Origin of the sequence: Streptomyces telluris (genome assembly GCF_024519335.1) — a bacterium.
GTDB lineage: Bacteria > Actinomycetota > Actinomycetes > Streptomycetales > Streptomycetaceae > Streptomyces > Streptomyces telluris.
On sequence record NZ_JANIID010000018.1, the window covers coordinates 71,849 to 88,880 of the forward strand.

Below are 17,032 nucleotides of genomic sequence, written 5' to 3' on the forward strand. Positions count from 1 at the left end.
ACTTGCGGGCATGTCTGAGACCACCCAGCCGTCGATCGGCGACATGCTCCTGGCCACCGTGCCCATGGCGAAGACGCTCAACCTCGTCTTCGAGGAGGCCAGTGCGAAGCGTGCCGTCGTCCGCCTCCCCGACCAGCCCGACTACCACAACCACGTCGGGGGCCCGCACGCCGGCGCCATGTTCACCCTGGCCGAGTCCGCCAGCGGCGCGATCGTCCTCGCCGCCTTCGGCGACCAGCTCTCGCGCGCCGTGCCGCTCGCCGTCCGCGCCGAGATCGGCTACAAGAAGCTCGCCATGGGCCCCGTCACCGCCACCGCCGAACTCGGCCGCCCGGCCGCCGAGGTCGTCGCCGAACTGGACGCGGGCGGCCGGCCGGAGTTCCCCGTCCACATCGCGATCACCCGCGAGGGTGGCGACGTCACGGGCGAGATGACGGTCGTCTGGACGCTGCGGCCCAACGCGTAGCGGCTGCTGGGTTCGTTTGAACGGTGAGAAGGCCCCACCCGGGGGTACGGGTGGGGCCTTCGTCTGTTTGCGGCCTTGGTCATCGCCTGGCGGGGAGGGTGGCGGTGACTGTTCGGGTGTCAGGCTCCGTCGGCCTCGTTCACGAGGTGGAACCCTTCAGGTCCGCTATGGCGAGCACGGTGACGGTGGCGCGGAACTGGAAAGCCGGATTCGTCCGCGCGACGGCTTCCTGCGGGCGAATGTTGGTACGCACGACGACCGTGGCCTTGCGGCGGGCCTTGTTGGTCACCTCCAGCTTGACGGACTCGCCGCCGATTTCCCAGTCCTCCGTGCTGCCGTTGACGAAGTTCTCGAACTTGAACGACTGGAGCACCGCATCGACGACGTAGCCGTTGCTGTCCTCCCGAATGTCGCTCGGGAATTCGAAGTCGAAGCGATCCGTTGCCTCATCCGCGCTCGGGGTGATGCGGAGCTGGAATTCGCGGGTCTTGAATGCCAGTGCCATGTCCGTGCCTCCGATGGAAGTCGAGAAATGGTTCGGCCCGCCGTGCCAGTGAATTCGGCTCGGTGGGCTTGCTGGGTCATTGGTAGCACGCCGCGGAACGCATCCGCCAATCGCCGAAGAGCCTGGGATCGGGTTTTGGTCAGCCCCTGATTACGATACGGATTCAACTTTATCGGCGGCATTTTTGAGCCGGTTCCCGCCCGGGGCGTTTACGCGAGTTTATGCATGGTCGGGGCGCTCTTGACGCTACGTGGGCGATGGCGCTAACCGGAGCCGAGGTTCTCAAGATCATTAAGGGTGGATCCGGCGGGCCTCGCTGGCTCAATGCTGTCGCGTTTACCGAAGCGGACTGCTCCGTTTTGCATTTCTTTATCGGCTCGCCAGTAATGTCCTCCTCGACTCGAACGGACAAGTGGAGGTGGGTCGAATGCCCTTCGTCATTGCTCAGGGATTGCCCGTGCCGGTGCGCTTGGCCAAGGGGCAGCAGGAGTTCTTCGCGATAGATCTCCGGCTGACGCCCGGTAGTGCACCGATCAGCGGTCAGAAGGAAATGATCTGGGTGGAGTTCCCGGTGGGGGTGGAATTCCCCAAGGGGGGCAAGGTCTATTACCACCCCCCGAAGAAGCCCCGGGAAGAGCTCGCGTACGGCCCTTACGACGAGGCGAACCGGCGGCTTCAGTTCACCCACGCCATCCATCTCGGAGACCACTCGGACGAGGCCGACGGCTACTACTCCGTCAATGTCCAGGTGCTGCCCGAAGCCCCCGAGGACCTGCTGTGGGGTCGGCTGGGGATCGGTACCGCCACCGCGCCGCTGCGCATTCAGGTCGGGCCTCCCGGGCCCCGCCCCGTGCCCGGGAACCTGATCCGGAACGGTGGTTTCGCCGACGTCCGCTTCCGGGCCGGCAAGGACTGGCGCCCCCTCGAAGGAGTCCTCTACGGATACGAGGCCCAGAAGCTCGACGCCTGGACCGTCGGCCAGTACAAGGGCAGGGGCGTCTGGGAGGTCTCGAAGACCGGCGAGCCCGGCAGGCTCGTCGATCTGATCAACGGTGACGCCGACGGGCACCTCCCGGCCGGTGCCGAACCCCCCTTCGGCAAGGGGGAGAACGTCGTCGACATCAACGGCGACAACACCTGCGGCTTCATCGAGCAGACCGTCGACGTCACCCCCGGCGCCGCGTACGAGCTCGCCTTGCTCACCGGCTACCACGTCCTGCCGAACCCCGAGGAGCCCTACCGCCGGCCCACCTGTCTGCGGGCGGAGGTGCGGTACGGGAAGCCGGGAGGTGCCGAGACCGCCCTGGCCTGGGACGACTACGTCCAGTACTACACGGGGAAGGGCGCCGCGGCCTCCCACGACTCCGGCAAGAAGCTCAACGACCCCGGCTGGCGCGAGCGCCGGCTGCCCTTCCGGGTGCCCCCGGGCGTCACCGCGGTGACCGTGCGGTTCGCCAACCCCGGACGGTCCGGCTTCAGCAAGGAGCTCGACGCCAATCCCGACGGCAGCTCCGGCATGCTGCTCGCCCGCGTCCGGCTCAGCGCCACCCCGTAGCCGCATGGCCACCCCGTAGCCGCATGACAGGGGCGGTGGCCCGCCCTGCCCGAAGGCGGGCCACCGGTTCCCGCACGCCCGCACGCCTCGTACAAGGAGACGTCCCCACCCATGAACAGCCCCCGGACGGCAGCACCCGCGCCCAGCGAGGTCTCCGCTCGCATCCCCTTATCCGGGACCGGCCCCGTGCCGGTCGCCACCACCTGCGACCTCGAACTCGTCATCCCCGCCTACAATGAGGAACAGCGCCTGGCCCCCACCGTGCTCGCCCTCGCCGACCATCTGCGTGGCATGCCCCTGACCGCCGCGCTGCGCGTCGTCGACAACGGCAGCAGCGACCGTACGGCCGAGTGCGTGGACCGGCTCGCCGCCTCCGGCATCCCCGTCACCGTCACCGGGTGTTCCCGCCGCGGCAAAGGGGCCGCGGTGTCCCGGGGGATGGTCAGCACCCGAGCCCGCTGGGTCGGCTTCTGCGACGCCGACCTCGCCACCCCGGCCACCGCGATCGACGACGCGGTCGCACTCCTGAAGGACGGCTGGCAGGTCGTCATCGGCTCGCGCCGCTGCACGGGAGCGCGCATCCCGGTCCGTCAGCCCGCCCTGCGGCGGCTCGGCGGGGCCGGGTTCCGGCTGGCGACGCGGCGGTTCTCCGGGCCGGTCAAGGACACCCAGTGCGGGTTCAAGTTCTTCGAGGCCGGAGCCGCGCGGCGGGTCTTCGCCGACATCGCCACCACCGGCTTCGCCTTCGACCTGGAGGTCATCGCCCGGGCCCGTGCCCTGGGGCTGAGCCTGACCGAGTTCCCGGTCGTGTGGAGCGACCAGGAAGGCTCCAGTTTCCGTCCGTTCACCGACGGGCGCCGCGTGGCCGGGGAACTGTGGCGGTTGCACCGGACCATGCACCGCCTCCCGCCCCGGGTCGTGCACCACGCACCCTCCGCCCGTGCTGTCGGGGAGGCGGGATGACCCCGACGGACTTACGAGCCGCCCTCCCGGCCACCCGGGACTGGCAGGGCCGTCACGTGGTCGTGTGCAACTGGCGCGACAGCCGCCACCCGCAGGCGGGCGGTGCCGAGCTGTACTGCGAGGAAGTCGCCCGTCAGCTCCACGACGCGGGCGTCCGCGTCACCTACCTGACCTCCCGCCCCCGGGGCACCGCCCGCCGCGAGGACACCGGCTTCGGCAGCGTCGTGCGCGGCGGCGGCCGGTTCACCGTCTACGCGTTCGTCCTGCTGTGGCTGCTGCGCCACCGCCGCTCCGTGGCCGGCGTGATCGACTCGCAGAACGGCATCCCCTTCTTCACCCCGCTGGCCCTCCGCCGCCGCACTCCCGTCGTCCTGCTCATCCACCACGTCCATCAGGGGCAGTTCGCCCTGTGGTTCCCGCGCCCGGTCGCCGGCTTCGGCCGCTGGCTGGAGGGGCGGGGCAGCGGTCTGGTGTACGGGAGGCGCGCGGTGTGCGCCGTGTCGCCCTCCACCCGGGCGGAGATCCGCCGGTGGCTCGCGGTGCGCGGCCCGGTCCACTTCGCGCCCGCCGGCCTCGACCCGGTGCCGCCCGCGGGCCGCCCCCGGCAGCGGGCCGCCGCACCGCGCATCGTCTGCGTCGGCAGACTCGTCACGCAGAAGCGCGTCGACCGGCTCGTCCGCGCCGTGCCCGCGCTCCGCCGCGAACTGCCGGACGTGGAACTGCACGTCGTCGGCGACGGCGAGGCCCGCGACGAGCTCCGCGCACTCGTGGACGAACTCGGCGTCGGCCACTGCGTCACCCTGCACGGCCGCGTGCAGCAGGAGGAGCGCGACGCCCTCGTCGACTCCGCCTGGATCACCGCCACCACCTCCCTCGCCGAGGGCTGGGGCCTGTCGGTGATGGAGGCCGCGGCGGCCGGTGTGCCCGCGCTCGCCTACGACGTCCCCGGGCTGCGCGACACCATCCGCCACGACGTCACCGGATGGCTCCTGGGCCCCGACGACGACCTCGCCTCCGGCCTCGCCAAGGCCCTGCGCGCCGTCGCCCCACCGCAGGACGCCGCCCGCTGGGAGGCCGAATGCCGGGAGTGGGCGGCCCGGTTCAGCTGGACGGCCACCGCCGCCCACCTGCTCGCGGCGCTCACCGCCGAGGACGGCCGGCTGCACGGCCGCACCGGTCGGGAGAAGGCCGCCGAGCGGCGCACCGTCACCGACGCCTGCACCCTCGTCAGCGCCCCGGCCGACGTCCTCGAACGCGCCGACCTCGCCGCCCTGCGCACGACCGACCTCATCGACCTCACCGGCCCCCGTCCCGGACTGCTCCTGCTCGGTGCCGACGAACGGGACGCCGAGGCCGTCCTGGCCCGCATCGGCGTCGACACCGGCGACCAGCGGGTGTCCGTCCGCCTCGCCCGGCACAGCGACATCCTCGGCTGGCAGGCCCACCCCCCTTCCCGGGCGCGGCGGCATGACGCGGGCCGCCGCCGCGCCTCCACCCGGGCCGCCGGCCGCGGCGCCCTGCTCGCCCTCCTTGCCCTCTTCGCCCTCGCACTGGCCCTGCGGCTGGCCTTCACCGGCCGTTCCTACGACGTCTTCGTCGACGAGCTCTACTACACCGCCATCAGCCGGCACCTCGCCGACGGCGAAGGACCGGTCTTCGACGGGCAGTTCTTCGCCCTCCACCCGCCCGCCCTCTTCGCGCTGCTGGCCGCCTCCATGCGCCTCACCGGCCAGGGGTCCGGCGACCTGCTGCACCAGGTGCTGGACCTGCGGCCCGTCGTCGCCGTCACCGGCGCGCTGACCGTCGTCGCCGTGACCGCGCTGCTGCGCCGCGCCGTCCGGACCCCGGCGGCGCTGCTCGCCGGGCTGTTCCTCGGACTCGACCCGTTCCTCAACCGCTTCGACAGCCGCGTCATGCTGGAGGCCCAGGCCACGGCCGCCGCCGCGCTGGGCATGCTGGTCCTCGCCCGCACCCCGGCCACCCCACGCGGGCGGGCCGCCACCGGTGCCGGCGCGGGGCTGCTGTTCGCGCTCGCGGTGACCACCAAGGAGCCCTACGCCCTGGGTACGTTCGTACCTGTCACTGTGCTGGGGTTCGCCGCGCGCGGCGAGGTGCGGCGGATGCGGCTGACGGCCGCCGCCGTCACGCTCGCCGGCTACGCGGTGTACGTCGTGACGACCGCGGCCACCGGCAACTGGGCGCCCTGGTGGGCGCAGAAGACCGACGGCATCGCCCGCGCCCTCGGCATCAAGCAGATCAGCGGCTTCAACAGCGGCGACGGGTCGGTGGCGTTCACCGACCGGTTGCTCGTCCAGCTCGGCCAGTTCGCCGTTCCTTACGCGCTGATCGCCCTCGGCACCGCCGCCACCGCGTGGCTGCTGTGGTCCCGCGTCCGGCGGCCGGAGATTTTCGCTGACCGTCCCGGGCGGATCCTGATCACGGCGTGGGCGGCGTGCACGCTGCTGCACCTGCTCTACGCCATGGCGCTGGGCACCCTTGAGGAGCAGATGTTCTACCCGCTGGTCGTCACCAGCACGGCCGCCGTCGCCCTCGCGGCCGACGTCCTCCTCCGGGACAGGGACAGGGGCAGGGGCAGAGGCAGGGGCAGTGCCACGGCGACCAGGGCGCTCGCCGTGCTCGCCGCCCTCGCCCTGACCACGAACGCCGTCGTCTGGGCACGCGTCCACACCCGCCACGACGACGCGCTCCGGCGGACCCTGGCCTGGTCCCGGGCTCACCTGCCCGAGGGCAGCGTCGTCGCCGCCACCGACGAGGGCACGTCCTTCGTCCTGCCCGGCGCCCGGCTCGCCGAGTGGCGGACCACGGCCGACCTCAGGCGCGACCGCGTCGACTACCTCGTGCTGTCCACCGAGCTGGTGCAGCAGGGATACGCGCGGATCGGCTCCCGGCTTCCCGGCGTGCTGGAGCGCGAGGCGCGGCTCGTCCACAGCGAGCGCGGGGAGACCGTCGGGGCGCTGCGCGTGTATGACGTGCGGTCCCTGGTCGCCGGCTCCGGCTCCGGCTCCGGAAAGGCGGGGTGACGATGGTGACGACGACCGCCGCGCCTGACGCTTCCGCCGCTTCCGCTGCTCCTGCCGTGACCCCGGCGCAGGAGAACCCGGAGAAGGGGACGGTCCACGGAGCCCTGCCCCTTGCCCTGTCCGCCGTGCTCGTCGGCGCGGGGAACTACGGGCTCGCCCTGTTCCTCGTCCACCGCCTGTCCGCGCCCGACTTCACCGTCTACGCCGCCGTCTCCTCGGTCCTGCTCAGCGTGGGCACCCTCGCCGGCGCCACCGTGCCCTGGGTGCTGGCCCGCGAGGTCGCCGCCGGTACCCCGGGCAGCGCGCGGCGGCGGTCGTCGGTGCGCACCTGCCTGTGGCTGGCGCTCGGACTGGCCTTCCTGACCGCCGTCGCGTCGTGCGGGGCCGTCGCCTCGTACGCCGGTCCGGGCCCGCTCGCCGGGCTGGCGGCGGCGTGCCTGATGCTCTGGCTGAACTCGGTGGGCGCCGGCTACCTGCAGGGCCGCGAGCGCTTCGCCGGGCTGGCCGCGCTGCGGGTCGCCGAGGTGGCCGTCCGCATCGCCGCCACCGTCGGGGCCGTCGCGGCGGGGTGGGGGAGCGCGGGCGCGATCGGGGCCTTCGCCGCCGGTGCGGGGGTCACGGCCGCCGCCGGGCTGGTCGCCCTGCGCGGTGAGCGGACGGCGGGCGGGCAGGCCGGGGCGGAGCCGGGCGACCGTGCGTCCGAAGCTTCCGAAGCATCTGAAGCGTCCGGAGTTCCCGGAGGCCGTACGGAGTGGTGGCGGCGGGCCGCCGCGGTCGGCGGCATCCAGGTCCTCACGTGCGTGCTGTTCACGCTGGACGTGGTGGTCGCCGTGGCGGTGCGGGGCGGATCGGCCGACCTGGCGCCGTACCAGGCCCTGCTCGTCCTCGCCCGGGTGCCGCTCTTCCTGTCGGCCGCGCTGGCCACCGTCGTCTTCCCCCGGTTGGCGGCGGGGCCGTCCCCCGCCGCGGGCGAGCGCTTCCGGACCGCGCTGCGGCTGCACTGGATCACCGGCATCGCCGTCACCGTCACCATCGCCACTTGCCCCGGCGCGCTGACCGGGCTCGTCCTGCCCCGGCACTACACCGCCTCGGGCGCCCTGCTGCTCCCGCTCGCCCTGGCCGGGTTCGCGGGCGCCACGATCGCCCTGGCGAGCGTGGTGTTCCAGGCCTGGGGCCCGGTGTGGCGGGTCGTCGTGACGCTGGGTCTCGCCTGCCTGGCCGGAGGCGCCGCCTACGCGCTCACGGCCGCCCGCCCGCCGGCCCTGGCCTGGTGCTCAGCTGCCGTGACCTGCGCCGCCGCGGTGGTGATCGTGGGGCTCGCGCGGCGCCGGGTGCCCGGGCTCGGCCCGGCCGCGGGGGCCGCCGGCCCGCTCGCCGCGGGTGCCGTGGCCTGCTGCGTGCTGTCCGCCCTGCGGCCGTACCCGGTGCTGTGGGCGCTCGGGGTGCTCGTGGTGCTGGGCGCCGCGGGCTCGGCGGCCCGCACCCGTCCCCGCCGCCCCGGTCCGTACCGCGTGCTCCACCTGGGCTTCGAGGACCCGCGGCGGCCCGGCGCGGGTGGCGGCTCGGTCCGTACGCACGAGGTCAACCGGCGGCTGGCCGCGCGCGGCGTCGACGTGACCGTCCTCGTCGCCCCCTGGCCCGGCGCCACGGAGACCGTCCGCGACGGCGTCCGGTACGTACCCCTGCCCGCGCACCCCGGACCGCTCGCCCGCAGCCGCTTTGCCGCGCAGATCGCCTACTTCGCCGCCGTCGTCACCCGGCTGGGGCGGCTGACACACCGGTACGACCCGGACGTCGTGGTGGAGGACTTCGCCGCCCCGTTCTCGTCCGTCTGCGTCCCGCACCTGACCCGCCGGCCGGTCGTCGGGCTGGTGCAGTGGCTGTTCGCGGCGGACAAGGCCCGCGAGTTCCACCTGCCCTTCGGCGCCGTCGAACGGCGCGGGCTCGCCTCGCACACCACGCTGCTCGCGGTCAGCGACGGCCTCGGCGCGGAGCTGGGCCGACGCAACCCGGCCGCGCGGGTGGAGGTGATCCCCAACGGCGTCGACCGGGCCGCGTTCACCCGGCCCGCCGTCGAGCGGGGTGACCACGTGCTCTACCTGGGCCGCCTGGAGACGACGTCGAAGGGCCTGGACCTGCTGCTGCGCGCCTACGCCCTTGCCGCCCCGCACACCACGGCCGCCCTGCACATCGCCGGCGACGGCCCGCACGCGGAGGCCGCCCGCGCCCTGGCCGCCGGGCTCGGCATCGCCGACCGGGTCCGCTGGCTGGGCCGCGTCGACGGCCCGGCCCGCTTCGACCTGCTGGCCTCGGCCCGGCTGGCCTGCGTCCCCAGCCGGCAGGAGACCTTCGGCATGGTCGCCGCCGAGGCCCTGGCCACCGGCACTCCCGTGCTGGCCTTCGACATCCCTTGCCTGCGCGACCTGGTCACCGACGACGTGGGCGTACGCGTCCCGCCCGGCGACCTCGACGCCTACGCGGCCGCCCTGGCCGCGCTCACCCGCGACCCGGCCCGCTGCGCGGCGCTGGGCGCGAAGGGGCCGCCGACGGTGGCCCACCTGGACTGGGACCGGATCGCCGCCGCGCAGCTCGCGGCCTACCACCGGGTCACCCCGGGCGACCGGCTCCCGCACGAGGCACCCGTCGCCGACGGGTGACCGCTCACCGAGAGACACCGAGAAGCCCGAGAAACACCGAGAGAAGAGGAAGCAGAGACATGGCATTCCACATCACCCAGGGCAACCCGATCCCGCAGGTCCTGCAGCCCGGGGCCAACGCCTCGTTCGCGATCGAGGTGTACGTCGACGGCAACCCGGTCGGCCCCGGCGAGATCATCCAGGTGAAGCTCCCCGACGGCCTGGTCTTCCCGCCCACCGGCGAGATCCGCTACATGAACCTGGACTCCGGCATCAACCGGCCGCTGCCCATCGAGAGCCGCGACCCCGACGGCCGGCTCGTCCGCTTCAAGGCCGAGGCGATCGGCAACAAGCCGGAGGGTTTCTACTCGGTCAACGTCCAGGCCCTGCCGAACGCCGCCCCCGGTGACCGCACCGTCACGGACGGCCTCACCATCGGTGCCACCGCGGCGAAGCTCAGTTTCCGCGTCGGCGCTGCGCAGCCGGTGGAGCAGCGGGTGTACGGAATCGTCGGGGCCGACGGAGCCGTCGTCGTCGGCTCCGGCTTCACCGTGAAGCTGACGCCGAACTCCACCTCGACCTCGATCTTCACGATCACGTTCGCCAAGCCCTTCACCACCGCGCCGGTCGTCGTGGCCACCGCGACGCAGGCGAGTCCGTCGGTGAGCGTCACGATCGGCGGTGTCACCCCGAACACGGTCACGATCTGCACCGCGAGCCCGGTGGGCACCTGGAAGCCCCTGCCGTTCCACTTCATCGCCATGGGGCCCGCGCAGCCGTAGCCGCGCCCTGATCTCCCCCACCGGGTGACCACACACAGAGGAAGGAAGAAGGAAGAGGAATGGCATTTCACATCAATCAAGGCAACCCGAACCCGCAGATCCTGAAGCCGGGAGACACGGACTCCATCACCATCGAGATGTACGTCGACGGCAACCCGGTCGGCCCGGGCGAGATCATCCAGGTCAAGCTCCCGGACGGCGTGATCTTCCCCGCGACCGGCGAGATCCGGTACATGCAGCTGGACGCCGGAATCAACAGACCTCTCCCCGTCGAGAGCCGGGAGCCGGACGGCAGCATCGTGCGCTTCAAGGCCGAGGCGATCGGCAACAAGCCGGAGGGGTTCTACTCGGTCAACGTCCAGGCCCTACCGAACGCCACCCCGGGTGACCGCACCGTTGCGGACGGCATAGCCATCGGCGGCACCCCGTCGCCGCTGAGCATCCGCATCGGCGCCGCGCGCCCGGTGGAGCAGCGGGCGTACGGGGTCGTCAGCGCGGACGGCCGCGCCTCGTCCGGGCGGGGCTTCCAGGTCGCGAGGGTAGGGGCGGGGGACTACAGGATCACCTTCACCAACCCCTTCGTCGCCCCGCCGGCCGTCACGGCCACCGTCTACGGGCTCGGCCTGCTCCTGGACAACGCCCATGTCGATCTCATCGAGCCCGGCTCGGTGCGCATCGTGACCGGCGACAGCAACGGTGCCTTCGCCGACCGACCCTTCTCCTTCATCGCGGTCGGCGAGGCCCCGCCGCTGCCGTAACCGCGGGGCGGCGGTCCGGAACGGTGTGCGGTGTGAGCCATCTCGCCCGGGCAACGCGCGGCCTCCGCTCAACCTCCGGGCCGCTCCGTGAGTCCTTACCTCAAGTAGGCTTCCCGCCGTGCGCCGCTTCGGTGCACGGCGGGAAGCAGGTCTTAACGGGAGGAACCGGCGTTGCACATCCAGGAGTGGCTCGAAACGGTACCGGCGATCGCCGTCTACCTCTTGGTGGGCGGGGTCATCGGTCTGGAGAGCCTGGGTATTCCGCTTCCCGGTGAGATCGTCCTCGTCAGTGCCACGCTGCTGGCCGCCACCCAGGACCACATCAACCCGTACGTTCTGGCGGCGTGTGCCATCACGGGCGCCATCGTCGGCGATTCCATCGGCTACATGATCGGCCGCAAGGGCGGCAAGCCGCTGCTGGAGTGGCTCGGCCGGAAGTTCCCCAAGCACTTCGGTCCGCACCACGTGGCCACCGCCGAGCGGTCCTTCCAGAAGTGGGGCATGTGGGCGGTCTTCGTCGGCCGCTTCATCGCCCTGCTGCGGATCTTCGCGGGTCCGCTCGCGGGCGTGCTGAAGATGCCGTACTGGAAGTTCCTGATCGCCAACGTGCTCGGCGGCATCGTCTGGGCCGGCGGCACCGTCGCGGTGATCTACTCCGTCGGCAAGGTGGCCGAGGAGTGGCTGAAGAAGTTCTCCTGGCTCGGTCTGGTCGCCGCCGTGCTCTTCGGTCTGGGTTCGTTCGTCGTGATGCGGATGAAGGCCAAGAAGGCCCAGGCCGCCCACGCCGCCGAGCCGGCCGCCGCTCAGCCGGAGCCGGTCCGGGCCGCCGACTGATCGCTGATTGATCGCCGAGTGACCTCGGGGCTCTCCGGAGCCTCACAGAAGCCCCCGGGCCCCGTAGAGGGTCCGGGGGCTTCTGTGTCCGTCCGCGGCCCGCGACCCCGCGCCGATCAGCCTGTGGTCCCGGCTCAGCCCGCGTCCTGGCTGATGCTGAGGCGTACGAGATCCGCCAGCGTCGGTGCGGGGCGTTTGGCGCGGATGCGGCGGAGGTAGGTGCCGACGGTGTGGACGCTGATGCCGAGTCGCCGGGCCGTCTGGTGGTAGGTGAGCCCCGACCCGATGTGGGCCAGTACCTGCCGCTCGCGGGGCGAAAGGCGCGGCGGTCCCGTCTGGACGCTGAGGCCGGGCATCGGTTCTCCATGGGGCAGGCGGAGCCGCGCGGCATGGGTGGCCCGCGGCCGGCCGCGGGTGAAGTTCCTTCCCCCCGCGCGACGCTTTTGAATGGATCTAACCACGAACTCGGCTAAATGCAAGCAAAAAATAGTGGCCAACCGGTCAATGCCCCCTTAATCGCAGGTAAGACGACTGTCAAGTCCCCAACTTCCGTGGCTCCAGCCCCGCTTCGAACCGGGCGAGTGTGAGAGCGTGCGCCGCCGACCGCGGTGCCGACGCAACCCGGAGCGAGCGGAGGGGGACCGCGCATGGGGCACTTCCGTCTGCTCGTGGTCGGAAACGGAATCTCGGCGTACGGCAGCTACTTGAACATGGTGGCGCTGAACGTCTTCGTCTACCACGTCACCGGCAGCGCGCTCACCGCCGGCCTCTTCATGGCCGTCCGCCTGGTGACCAACGTGCTCTCGGGCTTCGTGGCCGGGCGCCTCGTCTCGACCCGCGACCGCAAGCGGCTCATGGTGGGCGCCGACCTCACCCAGGCCCTGGCCCTGGTCGCCCTGCTGCTCGCGCCCGACGGGGCCCGGGTCGGGCTGCTCTTCGGCCTGGCGGTGATCACCGGGTTCTGTTCGACGCTCTCCCAGGTCGCCCTGCGCAGCAGCGTGCCGGAGATCGTCGGCGCCGAGCACCGGGCCCGCGCCAACGGCCTGCTCGTCACCGGCCGTTCCCTCGCCATGATCGCGGGCTTCGCGTCGTCCGGTCTGGTCGTGGCGCAGCTCGGCTACTCCGCGGCGTTCGCGCTGGACGCCGCCACCTTCGTGATCTCCGCGACCGTCCTGTTCCTGCTGCCCGTACGGACCCGGGCGGCCGCGGAGGACGGGCCGGCGGAGGCGGGCGCGGGGCAGGAGGAGAGCGGTGCCGCGAGCGGCTTCGCCCGGATGCTGCTGCGCACGGCGCCCCTGCTCGCGGTGATGATCGCCGTCCGGGCCGTCGACGGCCTGGGCTCCTCGTCCCACAACGTGGCCCTGCCCATCTACTCGGACAGCCTCGACCCAGCCCACCCGGCGACGTTCATCAGCCAGTTCTGGGCCACCTGGGCCATCGGCAACATCGTCGCGCAGCAGCTGTTCGGCCGGGTCACGAAGAAGACCGGCCGCACCCCGGGGGAGCGGGCGTTCGCGCTCGGGGCGTGCGTGATGTCGGCGGCGTTCATCGTGGTCTTCGCCGGTCTGCCCACCATTCCGGCGATCATCGCCGCGCTGGTGGCCGGCATGGCCGACGGGTTCACGGAGATCGTGTACATCTCCCGGCTCCAGGCCGCCCCCGACGCCCAGCGCGGCCGTCTCTTCGGGCTGTCCGCCTCGGCCGAGAACACCGGCTTCGGCCTCGGCATGATCGTCAGCGCGGCCCTGCTGGAGACGTTCTCGCCGCTGCAGGTGGTGGCCGCCTTCCACGGCCTGGCCATCGCCCTGTGCGTCGCCCTGCTCGTCCTGCTCCTCAGGCGCGGCGGCAGGCTCACGCGGGGGGCGGGCGGGCCGGCCGGTGGTCAGGGTGTCCGGGACGTATCGGCAGGCGGCGTATCGGCGGGCGACGCGTCGGCGGGCGACGCGTCGGCGGACGGTGCATCGGCGGGCGGCGTATCGACGGGCGACACAGCGACGGACGTAAAGACCGCGGAAGGCCGCAGCTCATGACATCCACGCACCACGAAGGCACCGGTCAGGGCATCGCCGTCATCGGACTCGCCTTCCGGTTACCGGGAGCGGACACCCCTGAGGAGCTCTGGCGCGTCGTCCGCGACGGGACGGACTGCATCACCCGCTTCACCGACGAGGAACTCGCCGCGGCCGGAGTGCCCGCCGAGCGCTACGAGGCACCCGACTTCGTCGGCGCCTCCGGGATCCTGGACGACCTCACCGGCTTCGATGCCCAGCACTTCGGGATGAGCGCCCGCGAGGCCCAGCTCACCGACCCGCAGCAGCGCATGTTCCTGGAGTGCGCCCAGCACGCCCTGGAGAACGCGGGATACCCGGGAGAGCGTGACGGCACCAGGGTGGGCGTCTACGCCACGACGGGCTACCACCTCTACACGCTGGAGACCTACCTCCTCAACCACGTCCTGCCGAGCGTGCCCGCCGACAACTGGATGTCGGGCATGCAGATCGTGACGGGCAACGCCCCGGACTTCACCGCGACCCGCGTCTCCTACCGGCTCGGCCTGACCGGACCGGCCGTCAACGTCCAGACCGCGTGCTCCAGTTCGCTCGTGGCGGTGCAGACCGCCGCGCAGGCGCTGCTCGCGGAGGACTGTGACATCGCCCTCGCCGGCGCGGCGGCCGTCCACGTGCCGCAGGTGCTGGGCTACCAGTACGTCAAGGGCTCCATCCTCTCCAAGTCCGGCCGGCTGCGGGCCTTCGACGCGGGCGCGGACGGCACCGTCGGCGGCACCGGCGTCGCCGCCGTCGTCCTCAAGCGGCTCGACCGCGCCCTCGCCGACGGCGACACCGTCCACGGCGTCATCCGCGGCTGGGGCGTCACCAACGACGGCGCGGACAAGAAGGCGTACACCGCCCCCAGCGCCGGCGGCCAGTGCGCCGCCATCCGCAGGGCCCTGGAGCGTGCGGGCGTCGGCGCGGACACCATCGGCTACCTGGAGACCCACGGCACGGGCACCCTCAAGGGCGACCCGATCGAGTTCGACGGCGCCGCGGCCGCCTACCGCCAGGACACCGACCGGACCCACTACTGCGCCCTCGGCTCGACCAAGGCCAACATCGGCCACCTCGACGTGGCCTCCGGCCTGGCCGGCCTGATCAAGACGCTGCTCGTCCTGAAGCACGGCGTCGTCCCGCCGATGGCGAACTTCACCACCCCCAACCCGCTGCTCGCCCTGGACGGCAGCCCCTTCTACATCCCCGGCACGGCCGTGCCCTGGCCGGAGGTCGACCACCCGCGCCGCGCGGGCCTGACCTCGCTCGGCATCGGCGGCACCAACGTCCACTTCGTCCTCGAACAGGCCCCCGAGTCCGCGCCCGGGCCCCGGCCTGGCGCCGCCGCGGCCCCGCCGGACGTCCTCCTGGTCTCCGGCAGCAGCGAGGAGGCGCTGGCCGCCAACGCCCGCGCCTTCCGCGACGCGCTGCGGCAGCGCCCGGGGATCCCGCAGGCCGACCTCGTCACCACCGCCGCGCTCGGCCGCACCCACCGCCGCCACCGGCTCGCCGCCCGCGGCGCCACCCCGGCCGCGCTCGCCGACGCCCTCGACGCCTGGCTCGCCGGCACGGGCACGGCGGCCGTGACGACCGGTACGGCGCCACGCGAAGGCGCCGCCGACGCGGCCTTCCTCTACACCGGGCAGGCCAGCCCGTACCGGGGCATGGCCGCGGAGCTGTACGAGCGCTTCCCCGCCGTACGCGACGTCCTCGACGCTTGCGAGCGCCACTACCGTGACCTGACCGGGGGCTCCCTGCTCGACGGACTGCTCGGCGCGCCGCTCGGCGCGCCGCTCGGCGGGCCGCTCGGCGGACTGCTCGGCGGGCCGCTCGGCGGACCCGGCTCCGCGGGCGAGGGCTCCCCCTGGCCCACCGACACCGCCCAGCCCGCCCTGTTCGCCCTGCAGTGCGCCCTGACGAGGCTCTGGCAGGAGACCGGCGTCACCCCTGCCGCCGTCACCGGGCACAGCGTCGGCGAGTACGCGGCCCTGCACGCCGCCGGAGCCCTCTCCCTGGAGGACGGCCTGCGGCTGACCGCCGAGCGCGGCCGGCTGATGCAGCGGCTCTGCGCCCCCGGCGCGATGGCGGCCGTACCGCTCACCCGCGACGCGGCCCTCGCCCTGGCCGCCGAAGTCACCGGCGCCGAGCTGTCCGTGGCCAACGGCGAGCGCTCCCACGTGCTCGCCGGGCCCCCGGCCGCCGTGGACCGGGTGTGCGCGCTGCTGGAAGCGCGCGGCACGCCGGGCGAACGCCTGCCGGTCGACCGGGCCTTCCACACCGCCCTCATGGACCCGATGCTGGAGGATTTCCGGGCCGTGCTCGGCACGGTGACCTTCCGGCCGACGACGGTCCCCTTCGTCAGCGGGCTCGACGGCACCGTCCGCCCGCCCGGCTGGACCCCGGACACCGCGTACTTCCTGCGGCACACCCGGGAACCCGTCCGCTTCGACGAGGCGCTGCGCACGATCGGCGGGACGGCGCCCGCGGCGCTGGTCGAGATCGGCCCGCACACCACGCTCAGCGGCCTGGCGCGCCGGGCCCTGCCCGGCGTGCCCGCGCTGCCCTCGCTCCGCCGCGGCACCGGCCTCGCCACGCTGTGGGGCGCGGCGGCGGCCCTGCACTGCGCGGGCGCGGACCTGGACTGGCGGCCGCTGCTCAGCGGCTGCGGCGGCCGCAGGATCCCGCTGCCGGGATACCGATTCCAGCACAAGGACTACTGGACAGGGCCGGAGTTGACGGCCGTACGTACCGGAACACCAGCGACATATGGAGCCACAGTGGTAGAGCACGAGGCAGCGGTCGAGCGGGTCGTCCGAAGCATCATCGAGTCGACCGCCCGGCATCTCAGCCACGACCCGGACGCCATCACCGGCGAGACCTCCTTCTTCGACCTCGGCGCCGACTCGCTGCAGATGATCAGCGTGCTGCGCGAGCTGGAGCAGGGGCACCAGGTCAAGGTCTCGATGCGGGAGCTGTTCGAGGAGACCGGGACGCCGCGGCGGCTCGCGGAGCTCATCGCCGGCCGGATGCCGGGGCAGGCGCCCGGGGCGGGGGCGTTCGTGCCCGCGCCTGCTGCTGCGGCGTCGGCCGCGCCGGCTGTGGCGCCTGTGGCGCCGGTGCAGCCCGTACAGCCCGTGGCGCCTCCGGTGCCTCTGGTGGAGCAGCCCGCCGCCACGCAGTGGCCCGCCGCGCCCGCACCCGCCGTTCCCGCACCCGCTGTTCCCGCGGCCCCGGTTGCTCCGGGGGCTCCGTCCGACCCCGCTCCCGAGTACGCCACGCGCCGGGAGCTGGAGGACCTCGCCCACAAGCTGCAGCAGATATCGCAGATACAGCTGCAGATGATGTCCCAGCTCTCCCAGCTGCTGTCCCTGCAGACGGCCGCCGCGACGGTTCGCCTCAACGGGGTGGCCCAGTGACCGGCCTGGACGCCGCCTCCGCGGCCCTCGA

The 17,032-nt window shown here is 73.0% G+C and carries 12 protein-coding genes; 10 read left to right on the forward strand and 2 right to left on the reverse strand.

Annotation, left to right across the window (positions count from 1 at the left end):
• The first annotated feature begins 10 nt into the window (after window positions 1-10).
• Window positions 11-466, forward strand: coding sequence for a DUF4442 domain-containing protein (locus tag NQU55_RS20050; protein WP_168093518.1), 456 nt, complete (start codon window positions 11-13; stop codon window positions 464-466).
• Between the two features lie 139 nt (window positions 467-605).
• On the opposite strand, the gene NQU55_RS20055 is transcribed toward NQU55_RS20050, so the two are convergent.
• Window positions 606-971 carry a hypothetical protein gene (locus tag NQU55_RS20055; RefSeq protein WP_168093517.1) on the reverse strand — a complete coding sequence of 122 codons (366 nt, stop codon included), beginning with the start codon at window positions 969-971 and terminating at the stop codon, window positions 606-608.
• A gap of 457 nt (window positions 972-1,428) precedes the next feature.
• Between NQU55_RS20055 and NQU55_RS20060 the strand changes: the two genes are divergently transcribed.
• From NQU55_RS20060 to NQU55_RS20090, 7 genes are all read left to right on the forward strand, one after another.
• Window positions 1,429-2,526, forward strand: coding sequence for a hypothetical protein (locus NQU55_RS20060; RefSeq protein WP_168093516.1), 1,098 nt, complete (start codon window positions 1,429-1,431; stop codon window positions 2,524-2,526).
• A gap of 111 nt (window positions 2,527-2,637) precedes the next feature.
• A complete protein-coding gene (locus tag NQU55_RS20065) occupies window positions 2,638-3,489 on the forward strand; it encodes a glycosyltransferase (RefSeq protein WP_168093515.1) in 852 nt (283 codons plus the stop codon).
• Window positions 3,486-6,530 (forward strand): glycosyltransferase family 4 protein, encoded by a 3,045-nt coding sequence (locus NQU55_RS20070; RefSeq protein ID WP_168093514.1) that lies wholly within the window; start codon window positions 3,486-3,488, stop codon window positions 6,528-6,530. Before NQU55_RS20065 ends, NQU55_RS20070 begins: the two co-directional genes overlap by 4 nt.
• A gap of 2 nt (window positions 6,531-6,532) precedes the next feature.
• The gene (locus NQU55_RS20075; protein ID WP_206329453.1) at window positions 6,533-9,187 is read left to right on the forward strand and encodes a glycosyltransferase family 4 protein; all 2,655 of its coding nucleotides are present in this window, start codon (window positions 6,533-6,535) and stop codon (window positions 9,185-9,187) included.
• Between the two features lie 59 nt (window positions 9,188-9,246).
• On the forward strand, window positions 9,247-9,948 hold the full coding sequence (locus tag NQU55_RS20080) for a hypothetical protein (protein WP_168093512.1): 702 nt from the start codon (window positions 9,247-9,249) through the stop codon (window positions 9,946-9,948).
• 59 nt (window positions 9,949-10,007) lie between these two features.
• A complete protein-coding gene (locus NQU55_RS20085; protein WP_168093511.1) occupies window positions 10,008-10,706 on the forward strand; it encodes a hypothetical protein in 699 nt (232 codons plus the stop codon).
• 171 nt (window positions 10,707-10,877) lie between these two features.
• The gene (locus NQU55_RS20090) at window positions 10,878-11,540 is read left to right on the forward strand and encodes a DedA family protein (protein ID WP_168093510.1); all 663 of its coding nucleotides are present in this window, start codon (window positions 10,878-10,880) and stop codon (window positions 11,538-11,540) included.
• Window positions 11,541-11,674: 134 nt separating this feature from the next.
• Here the strand turns inward: NQU55_RS20090 and NQU55_RS20095 are convergent, their stop codons facing one another.
• Complete coding sequence (locus NQU55_RS20095; protein ID WP_168093509.1) at window positions 11,675-11,896, reverse strand: response regulator transcription factor; 222 nt, start codon at window positions 11,894-11,896, stop codon at window positions 11,675-11,677.
• Between the two features lie 291 nt (window positions 11,897-12,187).
• On the opposite strand from NQU55_RS20095, the gene NQU55_RS20100 reads away from it, so the two are divergent.
• Entirely contained in the window at window positions 12,188-13,570 is a 1,383-nt protein-coding gene (locus NQU55_RS20100) for an MFS transporter (protein WP_240976442.1), read from the forward strand.
• Window positions 13,567-17,001: a type I polyketide synthase gene (locus tag NQU55_RS20105; protein WP_256790924.1), complete on the forward strand. Its 3,435-nt coding sequence runs from the start codon at window positions 13,567-13,569 to the stop codon at window positions 16,999-17,001. The genes NQU55_RS20100 and NQU55_RS20105 overlap by 4 nt, the downstream gene beginning before the upstream one ends.
• The last annotated feature ends 31 nt before the right edge of the window (window positions 17,002-17,032 follow it).